The 18,051-nt window shown below is 70.9% G+C and carries 14 protein-coding genes; 3 read left to right on the forward strand and 11 right to left on the reverse strand.

Annotation, left to right across the window (positions count from 1 at the left end):
• Window positions 1-169: 169 nt before the first annotated feature.
• Window positions 170-1,657 carry a L,D-transpeptidase family protein gene (locus BLR49_RS02705; RefSeq protein WP_092532891.1) on the reverse strand — a complete coding sequence of 496 codons (1,488 nt, stop codon included), beginning with the start codon at window positions 1,655-1,657 and terminating at the stop codon, window positions 170-172.
• 296 nt (window positions 1,658-1,953) lie between these two features.
• Here BLR49_RS02705 and BLR49_RS02710 point away from each other — a divergent pair, with 296 nt between their 5' ends.
• Window positions 1,954-2,472: a hypothetical protein gene (locus tag BLR49_RS02710; RefSeq protein WP_092532894.1), complete on the forward strand. Its 519-nt coding sequence runs from the start codon at window positions 1,954-1,956 to the stop codon at window positions 2,470-2,472.
• Window positions 2,473-2,519: 47 nt separating this feature from the next.
• Here BLR49_RS02710 and BLR49_RS02715 read toward each other — a convergent pair whose 3' ends face one another.
• The 9 genes from BLR49_RS02715 to glmS all read right to left on the reverse strand — a co-directional run bounded on the left by BLR49_RS02715 (window position 2,520) and on the right by glmS (window position 13,692).
• Window positions 2,520-3,293 (reverse strand): succinate dehydrogenase/fumarate reductase iron-sulfur subunit, encoded by a 774-nt coding sequence (locus BLR49_RS02715; protein ID WP_086614064.1) that lies wholly within the window; start codon window positions 3,291-3,293, stop codon window positions 2,520-2,522.
• Window positions 3,290-5,290 carry a fumarate reductase/succinate dehydrogenase flavoprotein subunit gene (locus tag BLR49_RS02720; protein WP_092533435.1) on the reverse strand — a complete coding sequence of 667 codons (2,001 nt, stop codon included), beginning with the start codon at window positions 5,288-5,290 and terminating at the stop codon, window positions 3,290-3,292. The genes BLR49_RS02715 and BLR49_RS02720 overlap by 4 nt, the downstream gene beginning before the upstream one ends.
• Window positions 5,291-5,307: 17 nt before the next feature.
• Window positions 5,308-6,054 (reverse strand): succinate dehydrogenase cytochrome b subunit, encoded by a 747-nt coding sequence (locus BLR49_RS02725; RefSeq protein ID WP_176765763.1) that lies wholly within the window; start codon window positions 6,052-6,054, stop codon window positions 5,308-5,310.
• 299 nt (window positions 6,055-6,353) lie between these two features.
• Entirely contained in the window at window positions 6,354-6,821 is a 468-nt protein-coding gene (rimI, locus tag BLR49_RS02730) for a ribosomal protein S18-alanine N-acetyltransferase (RefSeq protein WP_092533437.1), read from the reverse strand.
• A 53-nt stretch (window positions 6,822-6,874) separates the two neighbouring features.
• Window positions 6,875-7,690, reverse strand: coding sequence for a tRNA (adenosine(37)-N6)-threonylcarbamoyltransferase complex dimerization subunit type 1 TsaB (tsaB, locus tag BLR49_RS02735; RefSeq protein ID WP_092532900.1), 816 nt, complete (start codon window positions 7,688-7,690; stop codon window positions 6,875-6,877).
• A gap of 55 nt (window positions 7,691-7,745) precedes the next feature.
• Window positions 7,746-8,312 carry a tRNA (adenosine(37)-N6)-threonylcarbamoyltransferase complex ATPase subunit type 1 TsaE gene (gene tsaE, locus BLR49_RS02740; RefSeq protein WP_092532902.1) on the reverse strand — a complete coding sequence of 189 codons (567 nt, stop codon included), beginning with the start codon at window positions 8,310-8,312 and terminating at the stop codon, window positions 7,746-7,748.
• Window positions 8,309-9,652, reverse strand: coding sequence for an alanine racemase (gene alr, locus BLR49_RS02745; RefSeq protein WP_425425747.1), 1,344 nt, complete (start codon window positions 9,650-9,652; stop codon window positions 8,309-8,311). Before alr ends, tsaE begins: the two co-directional genes overlap by 4 nt.
• A 193-nt stretch (window positions 9,653-9,845) precedes the next feature.
• Window positions 9,846-11,702 carry a bifunctional ADP-dependent NAD(P)H-hydrate dehydratase/NAD(P)H-hydrate epimerase gene (locus BLR49_RS02750; protein ID WP_245690333.1) on the reverse strand — a complete coding sequence of 619 codons (1,857 nt, stop codon included), beginning with the start codon at window positions 11,700-11,702 and terminating at the stop codon, window positions 9,846-9,848.
• A gap of 52 nt (window positions 11,703-11,754) precedes the next feature.
• The gene (glmS, locus tag BLR49_RS02755; protein WP_092532908.1) at window positions 11,755-13,692 is read right to left on the reverse strand and encodes a glutamine--fructose-6-phosphate transaminase (isomerizing); all 1,938 of its coding nucleotides are present in this window, start codon (window positions 13,690-13,692) and stop codon (window positions 11,755-11,757) included.
• Window positions 13,693-13,882: 190 nt separating this feature from the next.
• On the opposite strand from glmS, the gene coaA reads away from it, so the two are divergent.
• Window positions 13,883-14,866, forward strand: a complete 984-nt coding sequence (gene coaA / locus BLR49_RS02760) for a type I pantothenate kinase (RefSeq protein WP_092532911.1) — start codon at window positions 13,883-13,885, stop codon at window positions 14,864-14,866.
• A gap of 7 nt (window positions 14,867-14,873) precedes the next feature.
• On the opposite strand, the gene BLR49_RS13220 is transcribed toward coaA, so the two are convergent.
• Window positions 14,874-15,470: a hypothetical protein gene (locus BLR49_RS13220; protein ID WP_176765745.1), complete on the reverse strand. Its 597-nt coding sequence runs from the start codon at window positions 15,468-15,470 to the stop codon at window positions 14,874-14,876.
• A gap of 983 nt (window positions 15,471-16,453) precedes the next feature.
• Here BLR49_RS13220 and BLR49_RS02775 point away from each other — a divergent pair.
• A complete protein-coding gene (locus BLR49_RS02775) occupies window positions 16,454-18,013 on the forward strand; it encodes a Re/Si-specific NAD(P)(+) transhydrogenase subunit alpha (protein WP_092532920.1) in 1,560 nt (519 codons plus the stop codon).
• Window positions 18,014-18,051: the final 38 nt, after the last annotated feature.

The following is an 18,051-nucleotide window of genomic DNA, read 5'->3' on the forward strand; positions in this document are numbered from 1 at the left end:
GCGATGTCCTGAGACATCACAAACCTGAATACGACCTTCTACACCCGAACATGACCAGCACATCGCAGCCCCGGCCACCAACCACGACACCCACACATATGAAGAGCTCGTGATGCCGAGCAGCCAACGAGCGGCCAACGGGCCGAACAGCTAGCCGAGCCACCACAGCTCAGTAGTGGCTGACGACGGTGGTGCCGATATCGGCCCAGTCGTAATACCAGTGGGCCTCTTCCTCCGGCAGGTTAATGCAGCCGTGCGAGCCGGCGTCGGACCCCACCCCGAAGTGCTTGGCCCAGGGCGCGGAGTGGATAGCGTAGTTGCCTTGCCAGTACGTCACCCAGGCGACGTCCCGCTGGCAGTACGACCAGCCGGCACTGCAGCCCAGGTCCTGCTTCGCGTAGGTCAGGTACACCTGGTAGGTGCCGGTGATGGTCTCATTCCCGGGGCCGCCGTGGTTCATGAGGACTGGGCCATGCACCTGCTGGTAGCCCTCGTAGGCGGTGATGGTGGAGTCGGTGAGGTTGATGTCGATCCACTTCTCGCCCGCCTCGGCGGCGTAGGCGAAGCGGTCGGTGCCGGAGGAGACGACCCGCTGCTCGGCATCGGCGGTGAGCGCCTGGGTGTCTAGCTCTCCGCTGTAGGGCTCGTGCGCATCCAGCGCTGCGATGATGCCATCGGTGACTGCTTCCCGGTTGGTGACCTCCAGTCCTTCCTGGGCCGGGCGGGCGGGCTCAAGCAGGTTGCCGTCGGCGTCGACGTTGTCGATGGCGCTGATCGGGTCCAGCTCGATCGAGGCGGCCGCCTGGTCAACCCAGGCGGCGACGCTCTCCTCCAGCAGCGTCGTCTTGAGCGTCCCGCCGACGACGGTCGTGCCCACCCAGGAGGCACGGGTGGCGGCGTCCGCCGTCAGAGTCTCCCCCGCCCCGCTGAGCGTCACCTCCGAGGCGATCAGCGCGTCGGCGTCGCTGGCGGCGGCCTCGGCGGCAGCGTCGGAGATGGCCGGGGCGGTGCCGGTCAGGGCCAGTTCGACGCTCTGGGAGGTGAGGGTGACGGTGGCGTTTTCGACGACGGCCGTCAGCGAAGCCAGATCCACGCCCCGCCCGTCGCTGCCGGCTACCGCTTCGAAGGCGTCCCCGTCGGCGGTGGGCTGGATCGCGGCGTTGACCGCCGGCGTGCCTACCTGGGCGTCAATGCGCTCGGCGAGCGCGGTCACGGCTTGCGCATCTACGGAGACAGCCGGGGTCTGCCCACCCTGGTCCCCGACGGCGGACGGCGTCGACTGCGCGATATCGGCACCGTCGACCAGGACGTCCGCCAGGGCGGACGCATCGACCCGGCCGCCGGCCTGCTCCAGCGAAGACTCTATGGTCTGCCCATCGACCGTGATGGACACGGTCGTATCGGCGGCCCGAGCGGTGACGACGGCAGCAACCTCTTCACGAGTCATGCCGGCCACGCTCTGCCCGCCGATGCTGGCTCCGGCGGGGGCCAGGTCGGCAGCGTAGGCGGCGCGCCCGGAGACACCAGCCAGCGGGACGGCCAGCACGAGCGCGAGCAGCAGCGACAGCCGCAGCCTGCGCGCACGCACACTGTCTGCTGCATGCCTGGGCGTATGCGCGGCGTCATCACGTTGCCACTGCGGGAACCTCTTCACCATACCTCCGGTCAAGGAAGTGTAACGGAGCCTGACGGGGAGAAGGTCACGATACCGCCGTCACCTGTGAGAGACCACCGGCAGCCGCTGTGGCACACGCCGATGGGTAGTCCTGCGCCTGGCCGGGCGCCGACGCAACGCGCACCACCTCAGCATGCCCACTCACGCGCACGAGACGGCTCCCACCACCTGCTCCTCCCGACGACGCCGCACCGGAATCGCCGTATCAGTGCTCGCACTGGCGCTTGCCGCGCTTCCCCTCGCCGGCTGCGCGGCGATAAACGGAGGACGCACCATGCGTGCCTGGCTCGGCGACCAGGCGGCGGTGCAAGACGCTCACGTCGAGCACAAGCGACTACGACCTCACGCCCGAGGCCCGGACACGCCGGCTGGAGCTGCTCGACGTCGCCACCGGATTAGCCGAGGAGGGCGTTGAGCCGGTGGATGTCGCCCGGAACTCGATCGAGGTGGAGCGCGGCGCGGTGGAGGCCGTTCCCACGAGCCTGCTCGCATTCCGGCCCTTCAGCGACAACAGCGAAACGACAGTCATTACCGACAACTTCTCCCTGAGCAGTTGGTGCATCCGGTTCCTGCCGGCAGGTGACGACGACGTCCTGGAGGCTAGGCACGCTGCCCCGGTCCTCGCCGCCATCGATGGAACCGCTTACTTCGCCAAGGCCGAACTGCGCGCCGAATATGGGCTGTACTCTTCCCCGAGCCGCGTCTCCTATGACATGGAAGACGGGCGTATCAGGCGCGGCAGCGGGCACCCGGAAGAGAAGGCCCGGAAGGTATACGACGCCGCGCAGCAGCTCTGAGCGAAGCTGCTGCGCGGCGCGCGCTTGCGGAAGACTTAGGCCTGGCCTCAGGCGGTGGCCTTCTGGCCCTTCCACAGGGCGTGGCCCAGGTCGCGGTTGAGCCGGGTGATGACCTCCAGCGGCACCGACTTGGGGCACACGGCGGCGCACTCACCAATGTTGGTGCAGCCGCCGAAGCCCTCGGCGTCGTGCTGGTTGAGCATGTTGACCACGCGGGCGAGGCGCTCCGGCTGGCCCTGCGGGAGCAGGCCCAGGTGGGAGATCTTCGCGCCGGTGAACAGCATGGCGGAGGCGTTCGGGCAGGCGGCCACACAGGCGCCGCAGCCGATGCAGGCGGCGGCCTCGAAGGCGGCGTCGGCCTTGTCCTTCTGCACGGGCACGGAGTGCGCCTCCGGGGCGGCACCGGTGTTGACGGAGATGTACCCGCCGGCCTGCACGATGCGGTCCAGGGCGGAGCGGTCCACGATCAGGTCCTTGAGCACCGGGAAGCCGGTGGAGCGCCAAGGCTCGATGGTGATGGTGGAGCCGTCCTTGAAGGAGGGGTCCTCCGCCAGGTGGCGCATGTGCAGCTGGCAGGTGGTGGAGCGGATCGGCCCGTGGGCCTGTCCGTTGATGACCACGCCGCACTGCCCGCAGATGCCCTCACGGCAGTCCGAGTCGAAGGCGACGGGCTCCTTGCCCTCGGCGAAGAGCTGCTCGTTGAGCAGGTCGAGCACCTCGAGGAAGCTCATGTGCTCCTCGATGCCGGTCATCGAGTACTCCTCGAAGTGACCCTCCGAGTTCTGGTTCTTCTGGCGCCAGATCTTCAGCTTGATGTTCACTTGTAACTCCGCTGCTTGAGCTCGATGTCCTTGTAGATGAGGTCCTCCTTGTGGAGGATCGGGGGCTGGTCCTCGCCGCCCCACTCCCAGGCCGCCACGTAGAGGAACTCGTCGTCGTGGCGCAGCGCCTCGCCCTCGGGGGTCTGGGACTCGGCGCGGAAGTGGCCGCCGCAGGACTCGCGGCGGTGCAGGGCGTCGATGCACATCAGCTCGGCCAGCTCGAAGAAGTCGAGCAGACGGCCCGCCTTCTCCAGCGCCTGGTTGAGTTCCATGGCCTCGCCGGTGACGCGGGCGTCCCGCCAGAACTCCTCCTTGAGGTCGCGGATCTGGCGGATGGCCTCGCGCAGTCCCTCGTCGCGGCGCTCCATGCCGCAGTACTCCCACATGATGCGGCCCAGCGCCATGTGGAAGTCGTCCACGGAGCGGGTGCCGCGCAGCGCCATGAGCCGCTCGATGCGGTCCTCGACGCTCTTGCGGGCCTCTGCGATCTCCGGGGCGTCCGGGTCGACCTTGCCCTCGCGAAGCATGTCCGCCAGGTAGTCGTTAAGCGTGTCCGGCAGCACGAAGTAGCCGTCGGCCAGGCCCTGCATGAGGGCGGAGGCACCGAGGCGGTTGGCGCCGTGGTCGGAGAAGTTGGCCTCGCCGGCCACGTACAGGCCCGGGATGTTGGACTCCAGGTCATAGTCGACCCACAGGCCACCCATGGTGTAGTGCACGGCCGGGTAGATGCGCATGGGGACCTCGTAGGGGTCGTCTCCCGTGATGCGCTGGTACATCTCGAACAGGTTCCCGTAGCGGGCGGACACGGCATCCCGGCCGAGCCGACCGATGGCCTCGGAGAAGTCCAGGTAGACGCCACGGCGCATCATGCGCTCGTTGCCCTGCGGGTCGCGCTCCTTGATGGCGGGGCCCACGCCGCGGCCCTCGTCGCACATGTTCTTCGCCTGCCGGGAGGCGATGTCGCGCGGGACCAGGTTTCCGAAGGCGGGGTAGATCCGCTCCAGGTAGTAGTCGCGATCCTCCTCGGGGATGTCACGCGGGTCCTTGTCGCAGTCCTCGGCCTTCTTGGGCACCCAGATGCGGCCGTCGTTGCGCAGCGACTCGCTCATCAGAGTCAGCTTGGACTGGAAGTCGCCGGACTGCGGGATGCAGGTCGGGTGGATCTGCGTGTAGCAGGGGTTGGCGAAGTAGGCGCCCTTGCGGTGCGCCCGCCAGATGGCGGTGGCGTTGCAGCCCATGGCGTTGGTGGACAGGAAGAACACGTTGCCGTAGCCGCCGGTGCACAGCACGACGGCGTCGGCCAGGTGGGTCTCAATCTCGCCGGTGACCATGTCACGAGTGACGATGCCGCGGGCGCGGCCGTCGATCACGATGAGCTCGACCATCTCGTGACGCCGGTACTCCTTGACGGTGCCGGCGTGGACCTGCCGCTCCAGGGCCTGGTAGGCGCCGATCAGCAGCTGCTGGCCGGTCTGGCCGCGGGCGTAGAAGGTACGGGAGACCTGCACGCCGCCGAAGGAGCGGTTGTCCAGCAGGCCGCCGTACTCGCGGGCGAAGGGGACGCCCTGGGCGACGCACTGGTCAATGATGGCCGCGCTGACCTCGGCCAGCCGGTAGACGTTGTCCTCACGGGCGCGGTAGTCGCCGCCCTTTACGGTGTCGTAGAAGAGCCGGTAGACGGAGTCGCCGTCGTTGCGGTAGTTCTTCGCGGCGTTGATACCGCCCTGGGCGGCGATGGAGTGGGCGCGCCGGGCGGAGTCCTGGTAGAAGAAGCACTTGACGTTGTAGCCCTGCTCCCCGAGCGAGGCAGCCGCAGCACCGCCGGCCAGGCCGGAGCCGACCACGATCACGTCGAGCTTGCGCCGGTTGGCGGGGTTGACCAGCTGGGCGTTGAACTTGCGCTGCTCCCAGCGCTGTGCGATGGGGACGTCGTGCGGTGCCTTGGTGTCGGCGATCTTCTCGCCCTCAAGGTATAGGCCGTCGATGAGTTCAGTCATCATTCACTCGCTCTCGATCAGTGGGCAGCGCACTCGGCGAACTGCTCGGCGGACGAGCCGATCGCGTCGCAGAACTGGGGGTAGTAGTCGGCCGCGGCCATCGGGGCGTCGACCCAGCCGAACAGGATCGCCGTCGGCACGATCATGAACAGGAAGAACAGGCCGAAGGCGACGATGAAGGCGATCAGGCGGATGAACGGGATGGTGTTGCCGCGAGTGGCGCCGAGGGTCTGCAGGGCGGACCAGACGCCGTGCCACACGTGCAGGCACAGGCAGGCGAGGGCGACGGCGTAGATCAGGTACACCCACCACAGCTGGAAGCCGTAGTACATGTTGGAGTAGGCGCGCCCGTGGATGTACTCGCCACCGGGGGTCAGCGACAGGGTGGTGAACTGCAGCAGGTGCCAGATGATGAACAGGGCCAGGGCGATGCCGCCCCAGCGCATGGTGCGCATGGCGTAGCGGGAGGCGAAGTACTCGGCATTGGCCTTCTTGACCTCGTACTTGTCGTTCCCGCGGGCCTTGCGGTTGCGCCACCACAGGTACAGGGCACTGACCACGTGGGCGAGGATCAGCGCGATCAGGACGATGCGCAGGATCCACAGCACACCCTCATAGGGAAGCAGGGGCTCCAGCAGCGAGCGCAGCCAGACCGCGTAGTGGTCGTAAGCGATCTCGCCCTGGAGGTAGTGCGTGTTCCCATAGGCATGGAACAGGAGGTAGACGATGAAGATGATGCCCGACCAGGCCATCAGACGCTTCATAAAGACCGTCGTCGTGTAAGCGGCCTTCTTCTTGGGGGGAGCAGACGTTTTCACCACGAGGGCAGTTTACGAACGCCCCTCGGCCGATGGTCCCAGATGTGCGGGCGCCCCTCCGCGCTGATTAGCGAACCCCTTCCGTGCCGCGGAAAACCGGGGCTCCATCGACGGAGCTCGACTTGAGTCAGCCCATCGCCGCGAGCCCGTCGACGGCTTCAGGCGCCACCATTTCGTCACATCATTGTCAGACAAATGTCAGGGCCTTGAACCGGCCCCCATAGTTCTCACGGATCCCGCCAGTCTCAGGAGGCTGCAGGCTGCCGCAGGACTCGGCGCATGACCACGGCGTCCTCCACCGGCGCCAGGTAGTAGCGCCGCCGGCGCCCCACCGGGGCAAAGCCGTGGGCGGCGTACAGGCGCTGAGCGCCCTCATTGGAGGCACGCACCTCCAACAGGACGGCGCGGCAGCCGACGTCGGCGGCCGTGCTCAGCAGGGAGGTCAGCAGGGCGGTGGCCACGCCCCGTCGCCGAGCGGCCGGAACCGTGGCGATGGTCAGCAGGTCGGCGTCCCCGCGACCGTCCCCGTACCACAGCCCGGCGTAGCCGACTATTGGTCCAGCATCCTCCAGGTGGGCGACCAGGTAGGCGCGGTCGGCGCCCGGTCCCGTGGTGCGATCCAGCTCGGCGGCGAGCGTGGCCGGGCTCCAGGCCTCCGCACCGAACAGCTCCGGCTCCAGGCGGGAGACCATTTCCAGGTCGCGCGGCGTCATGGGACGCAGCCGCACCCCCTGCGGGGTGGGGGCGGCGGCGGAGGCGGACGGATTCACCGGGCGCGCCCCGCAGGCATATGCACGTCGGGCCGCCTCAGGTACAGCGGCCGCGTGTCCAAGCCGGCCTCTCGCAGCGCGTCGCCCTCCAGGTTCTCCCAGGCGCCGGTCAGGGCGCGCAGGCGGGCCAGGGCGATACGCACCTGGGTGGCGGCGTCGCCGGAGACCGGGGCCAGCACCTCGCGGCCTGCCGCCAGTCCGGGATACAGCGCGGCGCCGGAGCCGGCCACGGCGTCGGCGGGCGGCTGCACGCCACTCTCCTCGTGCTCGCGCAGGGCGACGGGGGACAGCACCTCGTAATCGCCGAGGCGCTCGACGTCGTCGCTGCCGCGGGCGCGGAAGCGGGCGGCGTAGACCTCCTTGCGGCGCGCGTCGGTCGCCACCAGGACGGTGGCCGACGGCACCTCGTCCCCGGCATGGCCTGTATCCGCGGCTTCCCCGCCCTGCTCGGCGAGCCGGTCCAGGGCGGCGCGGGCCACGGCGTCGAGGCTGGGCACGCCGTACACGGGAATGCCGCGGGCGCGGCCGACGGCGCGGGCGGTGATCAGGCCGGCGCGCAGGCCGGTGAAGGGCGCCGGTCCCGTAGCGGCCACAACGGCATCGAGCGGGGCGGCAGCCACCGCCGGGTGGGCAAGCGCGTCGGCCAGCATTGGTCCTAACGACTCGGCGTGGCGGCGGGGGCTGTCCTGCTGGGCCGAGACCAGGACGTTCAGGTCGATGGATACCGCCCCGGCGACGTCCGTGCGGGCGTCCGGGACGTCGACGATCAACAGCTGGGTTCCCAGCGAGGAGTCGATGGATAGGATGCGCACGGGCGCAAGCCTAGATGAGTGGCCGCTGGCATGACTCCCGCGTGGGCGGGGTGCCTCAGCCGGTGAGCACGCCGAGGTCCACGCCTGCCCAGCGGGGGCCGACGGCGGTGATGGTGATGGTCCGGCGGCCGTCGTCGGCCTGCTCCAGGTCGGTAACCGTGCCGGCCCCGGGGCCGGTGTGAGCGGCCAGTCCGCCGTGGGGCCGCGCGACGGCGATCTCCAGGCGGTTGTCCGAAAGCGCCTCCGCCTTGCCCTCGCCCCATTCCATGAGCGTGACCGAGTCGGCCACGGAGGAGTCCAGGTCGAGGGCGTCGAGCTCCTCCAGGGAGGAGATCCGGTAGGCGTCGACGTGGATGAGGTCCGGTCCGTCACCCGTGGCGGGGTGGACGCGGGCGATCACGAAGGTCGGGGAGGAGATCCGCCCGCGCACGCCCATGGCCGCACCTACGCCCTGGGCGAGGGTGGTCTTGCCGGCGCCGAGCCCACCGGTCAGCACCACGACGTCGCCGGCGCGCAGCAGCGCGGCCAGGCGGGCGCCGAGTGCCCGGGTGGCGTCGGCGGAGTCGGTGGGAACACTGATCACGGCGGCCGGGCGGGCGGGGCGGGTGGCGTCGGCGGTCATGCGGGCGTCTCCTGGTCGGGTGAGGCCGGGATGCGGGCGGCGTCGCGGCCGGTGAAGACGCGGGGGACGCGCTCGCCCAGGCGGGTGACGATCTCGTAGTTGATGGTGGAGCAGACCTCGGCCCAGTCGTCGGCGGTGGGCGTGACAGCGTCGTCGGGTGCCCCCCACAGCACGGCGGTGTCGCCGGGGGCGGCGGGCGGATCCAGTGGGGCCCCCTCGGGGGTGGTGGCGGGGCCGAGGTCGATGACGACCTGGTCCATGCACACTCGGCCGACAATGGCGGCGCGCAGGCCGTTCACGGCCACGGGGCCGCCATTGGAGGCGGCGCGGGGGATGCCGTCGGCGTACCCGAGCGGAACCAGGCCGAGCCAGCGGTCGGTGGGGGCGCGCCAGGTGCCGCCGTAGGAGACGGCCTGGCCCGCGGGGATGCACTTGACCTGGGTCAGCGGCGCCTCGAGGCGCATCGCCGGGCGCAGATCCAGGGCGGTGGAGGTGGCCACGGCCGGGTCCGGAGACAGGCCGTACAGGCCGATGCCGATGCGCACCAGGTCCAGGCGGGTGTCGGGGTGCCACAGCAGGCCGGCGGTGGCGGCCAGGTGCCGCACGCGTGGCTCCAACCCCGCCTCGGTTACGACGCGTTCGGCGGCCAGGAAGCGGGACAGGTGCTTCTCGGTGGAGCCGCAGGCGGGCTCGTCGGCGCGGGACAGGTGGCTCCACAGGCCGACGACGGCGATGGTGCCGTCCTGTTCGGCGGCCTTGGCGGCGGCAGCGAGGGCGGGCAGGTCGGCGGGCGTGGAGCCGCCGCGGGACATGCCGGTGTCAGCCTTGAGGTGAATGCGCGCCGGCGCCGCAGCGGCATCCGGGGAGTCGGCCAGCTCGGCGCGCGCGGCGGCCACGATGGCGTCGAGCTGGGTGCGGGTGGACACCGACAGGTCGAGGTCGGCGGCGAGCGCGGCGCGCAGCGGGGAGCCGGGGGCGGCGGCCTGGTCGGGCGTGAGCACGGGCAGGAGCCAGCACAGCAGGCGGGGGCGCGTGGAGGTGGGGACCGAGTCTGGGTTGCGCGACGGGCGGGCGATGCCGACGTGGTCCAGCCGGGCGCGCAGGCGCAGGGCCTCGGCCAGTTGGGCGACACCGAGCCAGGTGGCGCCGGCCCGCAGACAGGTGGTGGATACCTGGCCGATGCCGTGGCCGTAGGCGTCGGCCTTGACGATGGCCATCCAGGGCACGCCGCCCACCGCGGCGAGCACGTGGGCGTTGTGCGCGATGGCGTCTAGGTCGACCACCGCACGGGAGGTCGTCGCTGGAAGCGGAGTGCCGGTTGACGCGTTCACGGTGGCGATTGTTCCACTCCCTGGGGCTCGGTGCGGGGATGCGGCGGTGGGAAGCCGGTGGAGGGAGTTCTGGCTGCGAAAAGTGTCCATCGGTGACCACTTTCAGAAACAAGCCCCTTGATGCGCTGCGAACAAACGGCTCCAGAGCAGGGAAATCTCGGGTCGGCTCGGAGGCTGAGCAGCCGCGGCAACGGCAAACTGGTCACCGATGGACATTCTTCCTGAGGGAGGCAGGCCCAAGTGCGGCACTGCCAGGCTGCGAGCTCGAGACTCGGTGCACGCCGGCCCTCCAGAGCTGCTCCCAAGCAGCCGGGACCGCCTCGGCCACGTCCAGCGCAGCAATGGGATGACCTGGTGATTCAAACGGATGACCGGCCACAGCAGTGGCCGCGCACGCAACGGATGCGGCTCCATCCAGCCCGGCCGCCCGCACCGCCGCGAGCGCGTGCAGGCGCACGCCCAGGGCCGCACAGCGGGCGGCCACTTCCCCGTCAGCGCGGCGGGCGGCCATATCCGCTGCTGCATCCGCGGCCTCACCCCGGGCATCCCCGCCGATTTCCGCATCGGCGCGGGCGGCCGCCAGCAGCGCACCAATGATTCCGGCGAGTACGTCCCCGCTGCCGGCGGTGGCCAGCCACCCCGGACCGGAGTCAACCGACAGCAGCACCCCGCCCGGACAGGCAATCAGCGTGGGGGTGGTCTTAAGCAGCACCGTGGCCCCGGTGAGCTCCGTCAGGCGGCACGCCGCGGCGGCCGGGGCGGCCTCCACGGCTTCTCTCCCGGCCTGCTCCCCCAGTGCGGTCAGCAGGGCGGCGGCCTCGCCGGCGTGCGGGGTGAGCACATGCTGCGGGCCGCAGCGGCAACCGGCGGCAATGCGCGCGGCCAGCAGGGGCAGCGCCCCGGCGTCAATCACCGCGTCAATGGGTTCCCCGCCCTCGCCAAGCGCCCGGCCCAATGCGGCATCCAGTTCGGCGGCACGCGGGGCGTCGGCCGGGTCGGTGCCGGGGCCGATCACCAGCGCCTGGCAGCGCCCGTCACCGGGCACCACTTCGGGACGGCGGCCCAGCACCAGCTCGATCACCCGCTGCGGCGCCGCCAGCCGCACCATGCCGGCGCCGGTGCGCACCGCCGCGGAGGCGGCCAGCACCGCGGCTCCCAGGTAGGTCTGGCTGCCGGCCCACAGGCCGACCACGCCGCGCGTGTACTTGTGGTCGCTCGCCCCGGGCACGCGCAGCAGCTCGGCGAGTTCCCCGTCCGCGGGCCGAACTGCCAGCGGCGCCCCGTCCGGCACCGGCAGCCCCAGGTCCGCTACCTCAACACGCCCGCACAGTGGCGCGGCCGGCGGCAGCAGGTGGACGCCCTTGAGGCAGGTGAAAGTTACGGTGCGGTCGGCGGCCAGCACCGGGCCGGGCAGAGTGCCGTCATCCACGCCGACGCCCGAGGGCAGGTCCACGGCCAGCACCCGGAAGGGGCGCTCTCCCGGCAGCCCGGCAGCATGCAGCGGGGCGATGAGCGCGGCCGCGGCGGGGCGCAACGGGCCGGTGGCGCCGATGCCGGTGAGACCGTCAACCACCAGGTCCGCTCCGTCCGCGCCCCGGAGGCCCGGTTCCCCAGCGCCCGCTCCCCCGGCCGCCGCCTGCACGGCAGCCAGTGGGTCGGCGGCGAGGCGCACGCCCGCTCGGCGCGCGGCCTCCAGGGCCGCGGCATGCAGCCGGGAGGCCTCGGTGGCCGGGGCGGCGGTAACGGCGCAGCCGCGGCGGGCCAGCAGGGCACCGGCCAGCAGCGCGTCGCCGCCGTTGTGCCCGCCGCCCACGAGCAGCAGTACGCGCGCGCCGGCCACCACGCCGCGCGCATCCCGCAGCTCCGCCACCGCCGCCCGCGCCAGGGCATGGGCGGCGGCATGCATGTAGCGGTCGGTGCCGACGGTCAGCGGCGCCTCGGCGGCGGCGACAGCGCGGGCCGGGTAGGCCGCTTCGGCCGCGAGGGTGCGGCCGGAGGACGCCTCACGGTTGCCGTCGCCGGGCGGGTGCGGGTCGTATGGAGGGTTCGCGAAACTCACCGTTCCATCATCGCCCCGCCGAGCGCCCACGCGCCCAGGATCGCCTACGCCCTCACTCCACGGTTACGGACTTGGCCAGGTTGCGCGGCTGGTCGACGTCCAGGCCCTTGGCCTTGGCCAGGGCGGCGGCGAAGATCTGTAGCGGCACCACCGTCAGCAGCGGCCACATCAGGGTCGGGGTGGCGGGGATGCGGATGACCGTGTCGGCGAAGGGAGTGACCGCCTCATCGCCCTCCTCGGCGATGACGATGGTGCGGGCTCCGCGCGCGCGCACCTCCTGAATGTTGGAGATGACCTTGTCGTGCAGGACGGGGCGCCGCGGGGTGGGAACAATGACGAACACGGGCAGCCCCTCCTCCACCAGGGCGATGGGGCCGTGCTTGAGCTCGCCGGCGGCGAAGCCCTCGGCGTGCACGTAGGCGACCTCCTTGAGTTTCAGGGCCCCCTCCAGGGCCACCGGGTAGCCGACGTGCCGACCCAGGAACAGGAAGGAGGTCTGGTCGGCCATCTGGGCGCCGAGCTCACGCACCATGTCCTCCTGCTCGGCCAGCAGGCGCTCGAGCTTGGCGGGCATCTGCCCCAGGTTCTCCAGGTAGTCGGCGACCTCGTCGGGCCACTTGTTGCCGCGCAGCTGCGCGAGGTACAGGCCCAGCAGGTAGCAGGCGGTGATCTGGGCTAGGAAGGCCTTGGTGGAGGCGACGGCAACCTCCGGCCCGGCGTGCGTGTACAGGACGGCGTCGGCCTCGCGGGCGATGGTGGAGCCGTAGGTGTTGACGATGGCCAGCACCCGGCTGCCCTGCTCACGGGCGTGGCGGATGGCCTGGATGGTGTCCATGGTCTCCCCCGACTGGGAGATGGCCACGGTCAGGGTCTTCTCCGAGACGATCGGGTCGCGGTAGCGGAACTCGTGGGCGAGCTCGATCTCCACCGGGATGCGGCACCAGTGCTCGATGGCGTACTTGGCCACGTGCCCGGCGTAGGCGGCGGTGCCGCAGGCGACCACGATGATCTTGTCGACGCTGCGCAGCACGGACGGGTCGATGCGCATCTCGTCAAGGACCAGTTCGCCGCGGTCGTTCACGCGTCCGAGCAGCGTATCGGCGACGGCGGTGGGCTGGTCGTGGATCTCCTTGTCCATAAAGGTCTCGTACCCGCCCTTGACGGCAGCCGATGCGTCCCAGGAGACCTCCCACTCGCGCGGCGTAACCACCTTGCCGTCCGCGTCCCACACGGTGACGGAGTCGGCGGTGAGCAGCAGCACCTGGTCGTCGTCGACCTCGGCGGCGCGGGCGGTGAAGGCGACGAAGGCGGCTACGTCAGAGCCGAGGAAGTTCTCCCCCTCGCCCAGGCCGATCACCAGCGGGCTGGAGCGGCGGGCGGCGACGATCGCGCCGGGGGCGAGCTCGGTGACGGCCAGCAGGGCGAAGGTGCCCTCCAGGCGGGCGGTGACGGCGCGCATGGACTCCACCAGTGTCGTGGTGGCAGAGCCCGGGTCGACGGCGTCCGTGTCCTGGCCGGCGTCGGCGAGCCTGGCGGTGAAGTCGAGGTCGAGCAGGTGGGCGACGACCTCGGTGTCGGTGGCGGAGACCAGGGTGCGGCCGGCGGCCTCGACCTCGGCTCGCAGGGAGCGGAAGTTCTCGATGATCCCGTTGTGGACGACCGCCAGGCGGCCGGCCCGGTGCGGGTGGGCGTTTTCGGTGGTGGGGCCGCCGTGGGTGGCCCAGCGGGTGTGGCCGATGCCGGCGGTGGCCGGCGCGGGTGCCGCTTCATCAAGGGCGGTGCGCAGGTTGTCGAGCTTGCCTGCGGCCTTGACGGTGGTGAGCCGCTCGGCGCCGTCGGGGCGCACCAGGGCGATGCCGGCGGAGTCGTAACCGCGGTACTCCAGGCGGGACAGCCCGTCCAGCAGTACTTCCAGGGAGCGGCCGGAGCCGGGGGTGCCTGCGGGGCTGGTTGAGTTCAGGGGGCCGACGTGGCCGACGATTCCACACATGTGCCCGATAGAACCACCATTCCCCCTCCGGGATCAACGTCCGCGCCGCGAACCGGCGGAATCAACAGGTGGAAACTGATATGCAGCGGGACCCGAGAAGTCCTGAGAAGTGCAGCGTCACAGTATCCGGGAGGCGGCCCCGGGCGCCGGCGAGGAGACAATGCGTCACACTGGTGTGGTGAACAGTCCCATGTCCCCTGCGGCCCAGTCCGGAGCAGACGCCTCGCCGTACATCGAGCTGCGCCGCGACCAGTGGCGTGCGCTCGCCTCCTCCGCGCCGCTGCCGCTGACCCAGGCGGACCTTGAGAAGCTGCGTGGTCTGGGCGACCCCATCGACCTGCCGGAGGTCGACGTGGTCTACCGACCGCTGACGGCGCTGCTGGAGCACTTCATCACCACCGCCCGCGAGCGGGCCCGCCGCACCGCCGCCTTCCTGGGGGTGGATGAGCGGCCGACGCCGTTCGTCGTGGCCGTGGCAGGCTCGGTGGCGGTCGGCAAGTCGACGACGGCGCGGCTGCTCGCCCACCTGCTGGCACGTTTCCCCGACACTCCGCGCGTGGACCTGGTGACCACCGACGGCTTCCTGCTGCCCAACGCCGTGCTGGAGGAGCGCGGGCTGACCGCCCGCAAGGGGTTCCCGGAGTCCTACGATCAGCGGGCGCTGCTGGAGTTCGTGACTGCGGTGAAGTCCGGGGCGCCCCGGGTGGAGGCGCCGGTGTACTCGCATACCGTCTACGACATCGTGCCGGGAGCCAAGAAGGTGGTGGAGCACCCCGACGTGCTGGTGCTGGAGGGGCTGAACGTGTTGCAGCCGGCGCCTCGAGGACGGCGGGTTGCTCGCGACGGCGGCCGCCCGGTGGCGTCGGCGCTGGCGGTGAGCGACTTCATCGACTTCTCCATCTACGTGGACGCCGACCCGGAGGACATCCGCCGCTGGTACCTGGACCGATTCCTGACTCTGAAGCACACGGCGTTCAGGGACCCCGACTCCTACTTCCGGCGCTACGCGGCCATCCCGGACGACATCGCGCTGGCGGCCGCGAATGAGGTGTGGGAGAGCGTGAACCTGACGAACCTGCGGGAGAACATCGCCCCCACGCGCGGCCGGGCCACGATCGTGCTGCGCAAGGACTCCAACCACCACATGAGCCGGATGCTGCTGCGCAAGGCCTGAGCGCTCCTCAAAGGGCACCCGGGTGAGCGCCCGTGCCCGGCACGATGCCGCAGGACGTGAGATAGGAGACTCTCCGGTCGCTGGCGCGGCGTTCCTGTTCGATCGCATCGTTGGGGGCCGGACAGTAGCTGCCGTCGTCGTAGGCGACTGCGCGGGTCACGCCCCACTCCCAGATGGTCTGCACCGCGGCCGCGGCGGCGAGCAGGGCCCGATCCTCGTCCTTGGAAAGACGTCGCGTGCCGGGCACCCGCAAGGCCGTCCCGGCTGGGTCAAGCAGCCACGCGCAGGCCTCGGCATGCCCGAGGTGACGCCGAGTTCGCAGGAAGAAGTACGAGCGCGACGGCGGCCACGCCACCCGGCGGGTTCGCCGCCCAGCCAGCACCAGGCCCTCCCGGGATACGGTCGTGCGTTCCCGCACAATACGGTGCAGGTTGCCCAGGAGACTGCCCGCGGATACCACCAGGAGCATCCAGAATCCGCTGTTAAGTCGTAGCGCCCCGTCCGCGCCGAATGATCCGGAGAAGGATTGCGGTGCCCGCTCCGGGCCGAGTACGGCCAGCGCTCCGGCAGCACCGCATAGGACCACCAGGATGGCGATGCTCACGGCGAGCCCGTACCAGTTCGGCCGCTCCTTGAGGATTAGGGGCTCGTGGGCGAGCAGTGTCTGGTCGACGGGCAGGGCGCGCGGTGCCGCTCCCAGTTGGGGGGACGGCCTGCGCGGCCCGGGGATCCGCGCCTTGCCGGGCGGGCGGGACGGGCATGGTCTCGCGGGCGTAGCCGCGGGCCAGCGCCCAGGCCCAGATGCCGTCGACCTCGGCCTCGAGCCGCAAACGCAGATCCTTGGCTCTCCGGGACGACAGGCGTGGAGCGGACAGTCGCACCCTGTGGCCCGCCGCTCCCACCTCGACCAGAGCCACCGGGCCTCCCCTGCCACCACCGGCTAGGACGACCATGAATCCAGCACGGGAATCGGGCCAGGGCAGGTGAACCGTCCGCAACAGACCGCGGGAGTGAATGCCGCGGGCGTCGAATACGGTGCGGCGCCGCAGCACCGCGACGCCGAGGATCAGCACCAGCGTGCCGGCCGCGCACAGGGGCGCGGCGACCTCCAGCCCGGGATCGAGGACGTGCAGCATGAAGCCGACGTACAGCAGCATCGGACCGGCAAGCAGGAAGGCGAAGCCTGCGATCCTGCTGGAGGCATCCTGCCGACGCATCAGGGACTCCGGTCCCTGGAACGACGCCGGGGCCTGCACCGACGCGACGGCCCCGGGAGCGTCGCCGTGAGAGCCGTACGGGTGGCGAGCAGCGGGTGCCGGCATGTCGACTCCTTCGCTTGGCTGAGGGGTCAGGACACGGACTGGGGCGCGGCGAGGCCAAGGCCGCCCGCGACGCGCGCCACCGCATCCATCCCGTTATTTTGGAGCGTAGCAGAGCCGCCACATCCGTGCCGAAACGTTTGCCGGTGAGACACCACGTGACACTCTCCGCGCAGCGTTCTACTGTTACGCGAGGCACCCACGCCCATCCCTCCCGAAACGCGCACCTGCGCCGAGGTCGCGGGCGCGCCCGCTGAAAGGAGTTTCTATGCGTCTTGGAATCCCCTGTCAGCCTCCGGACCGCTCCCTGGCCGCGGCCACCCCGCAGACCGTCGAGCGGCTGATCCGCCTGGGTTACGACGTCGTCGTCCAGCGCGGCGCCGGAGCGCCGGCTCACTTCCCCGACACCGCCTACGAGGAGGCCGGCGCCCAGCTCGCCGACCGCGCCGAGGTCTGGGCCTGCAACATCGTGGTCACCGCCTACGCTCCCGACGACGCCGAACTCGACCTGATGCACCCCGGCGCCACCCTCATCGGTAGGTTAGACCCAGCCCGTCACCCCGATTTCGTGCAAAAGCTGCAGGACCACTCCCTGACCGCCCTGGCGATCGACACGGTGCCGCGCATCTCCCGGGCGCAGAGCATGGATGTGCTCTCCTCCCAGGCGAACCTGGCCGGCTACCGGGCCGTCATCGAGGCCGCCGGGCACTTCGGCCGACTGCTGAACGGCCAGGTGACCGCCGCCGGCAAGTTCCCGCCCGCCTCCGTGTATGTGATCGGCGCGGGCGTGGCGGGCCTGGCGGCGATCGGCACCGCCTACTCACTGGGAGCCGTCGTCAGGGGCACCGACGTGCGCCCGGAAGTGGCCGACCAGGTCAAGTCCGTGGGGGCGGAGTTCGTGCCCGTGCCCACCGCCCAGGAGGTCTCCGCCGACGGCTACGCCAAGGAGATGAGCACCGACCAGGCCGCCCTGGCCAACGCCCTGTACGCCGAGCAGGCCGCCGCCGCCGACATCGTGGTCACCACGGCGAACATCCCCGGCCGCCGCGCCCCCCTGCTGCTGGACCGCGCCGCCGTCGAGGCCATGCGCCCCGGCTCGGTGATTGTGGACATGGCCGCCGCCAACGGCGGCAACACGGAGTTGACCGTGCCCGGCGAGGTGGTCACCACCCCGGGCGGCGTCACCATCGTCGGCTACACCGACCTGGCCGAGCGCCTTCCCGCCCAGGCCTCCCAGCTGTACGGCCGGAACATCCTCAACCTGCTGACCCTCCTGACCCCCGGCAAGGACGGTGAGCTGGCCCTGGACCTGGAGGACCAGGTGGTGCGAGCGATCACCGTGTGCCAGGCAGGTGAACTGCTGTGGCCGCCGCCGCCCGTGTCCGTCTCGGCCGCTCCCAAGGCACCGACCGCCGCCGCTCCCCCGCAGTCCGCCTCCGACGCGGCCGCCGACGCCGAGGCCGAGGCCGCCGCCCAGGCCCGCTCGCGACGGCGGAAGACCATCGGCATCGCGCTCGCTGCCACGGCCGCCGCGGCACTCGTGCTGGTCACGCCCGCTGCGGCAACCAGCCACTACATAGTGCTGGCCCTGGCGATCATCCTGGGCTTCCACGTGATCTCCAATGTGACCCCGGCGCTGCACACCCCGCTGATGTCGGTGACGAACGCCATCTCCGGCATCATCCTGCTGGGCGCCATCTCCCAGGTCGGCAACGCCAACCCGGCGATCAGCGGCGTCGCCTTCATCGCGATCATGCTCGCATCCATCAACGTCTTCGGCGGCTTCGCGGTCACCCACCGCATGCTCGCCATGTTCAGGAAGGAGTGAGGGCATGTCTGGCGCAGCCGTTTTCTCCCTGCCCGCAT

The organism is Actinomyces ruminicola, from assembly GCF_900103885.1.
GTDB classification, from domain to species: Bacteria; Actinomycetota; Actinomycetes; order Actinomycetales; family Actinomycetaceae; genus Actinomyces; species Actinomyces ruminicola.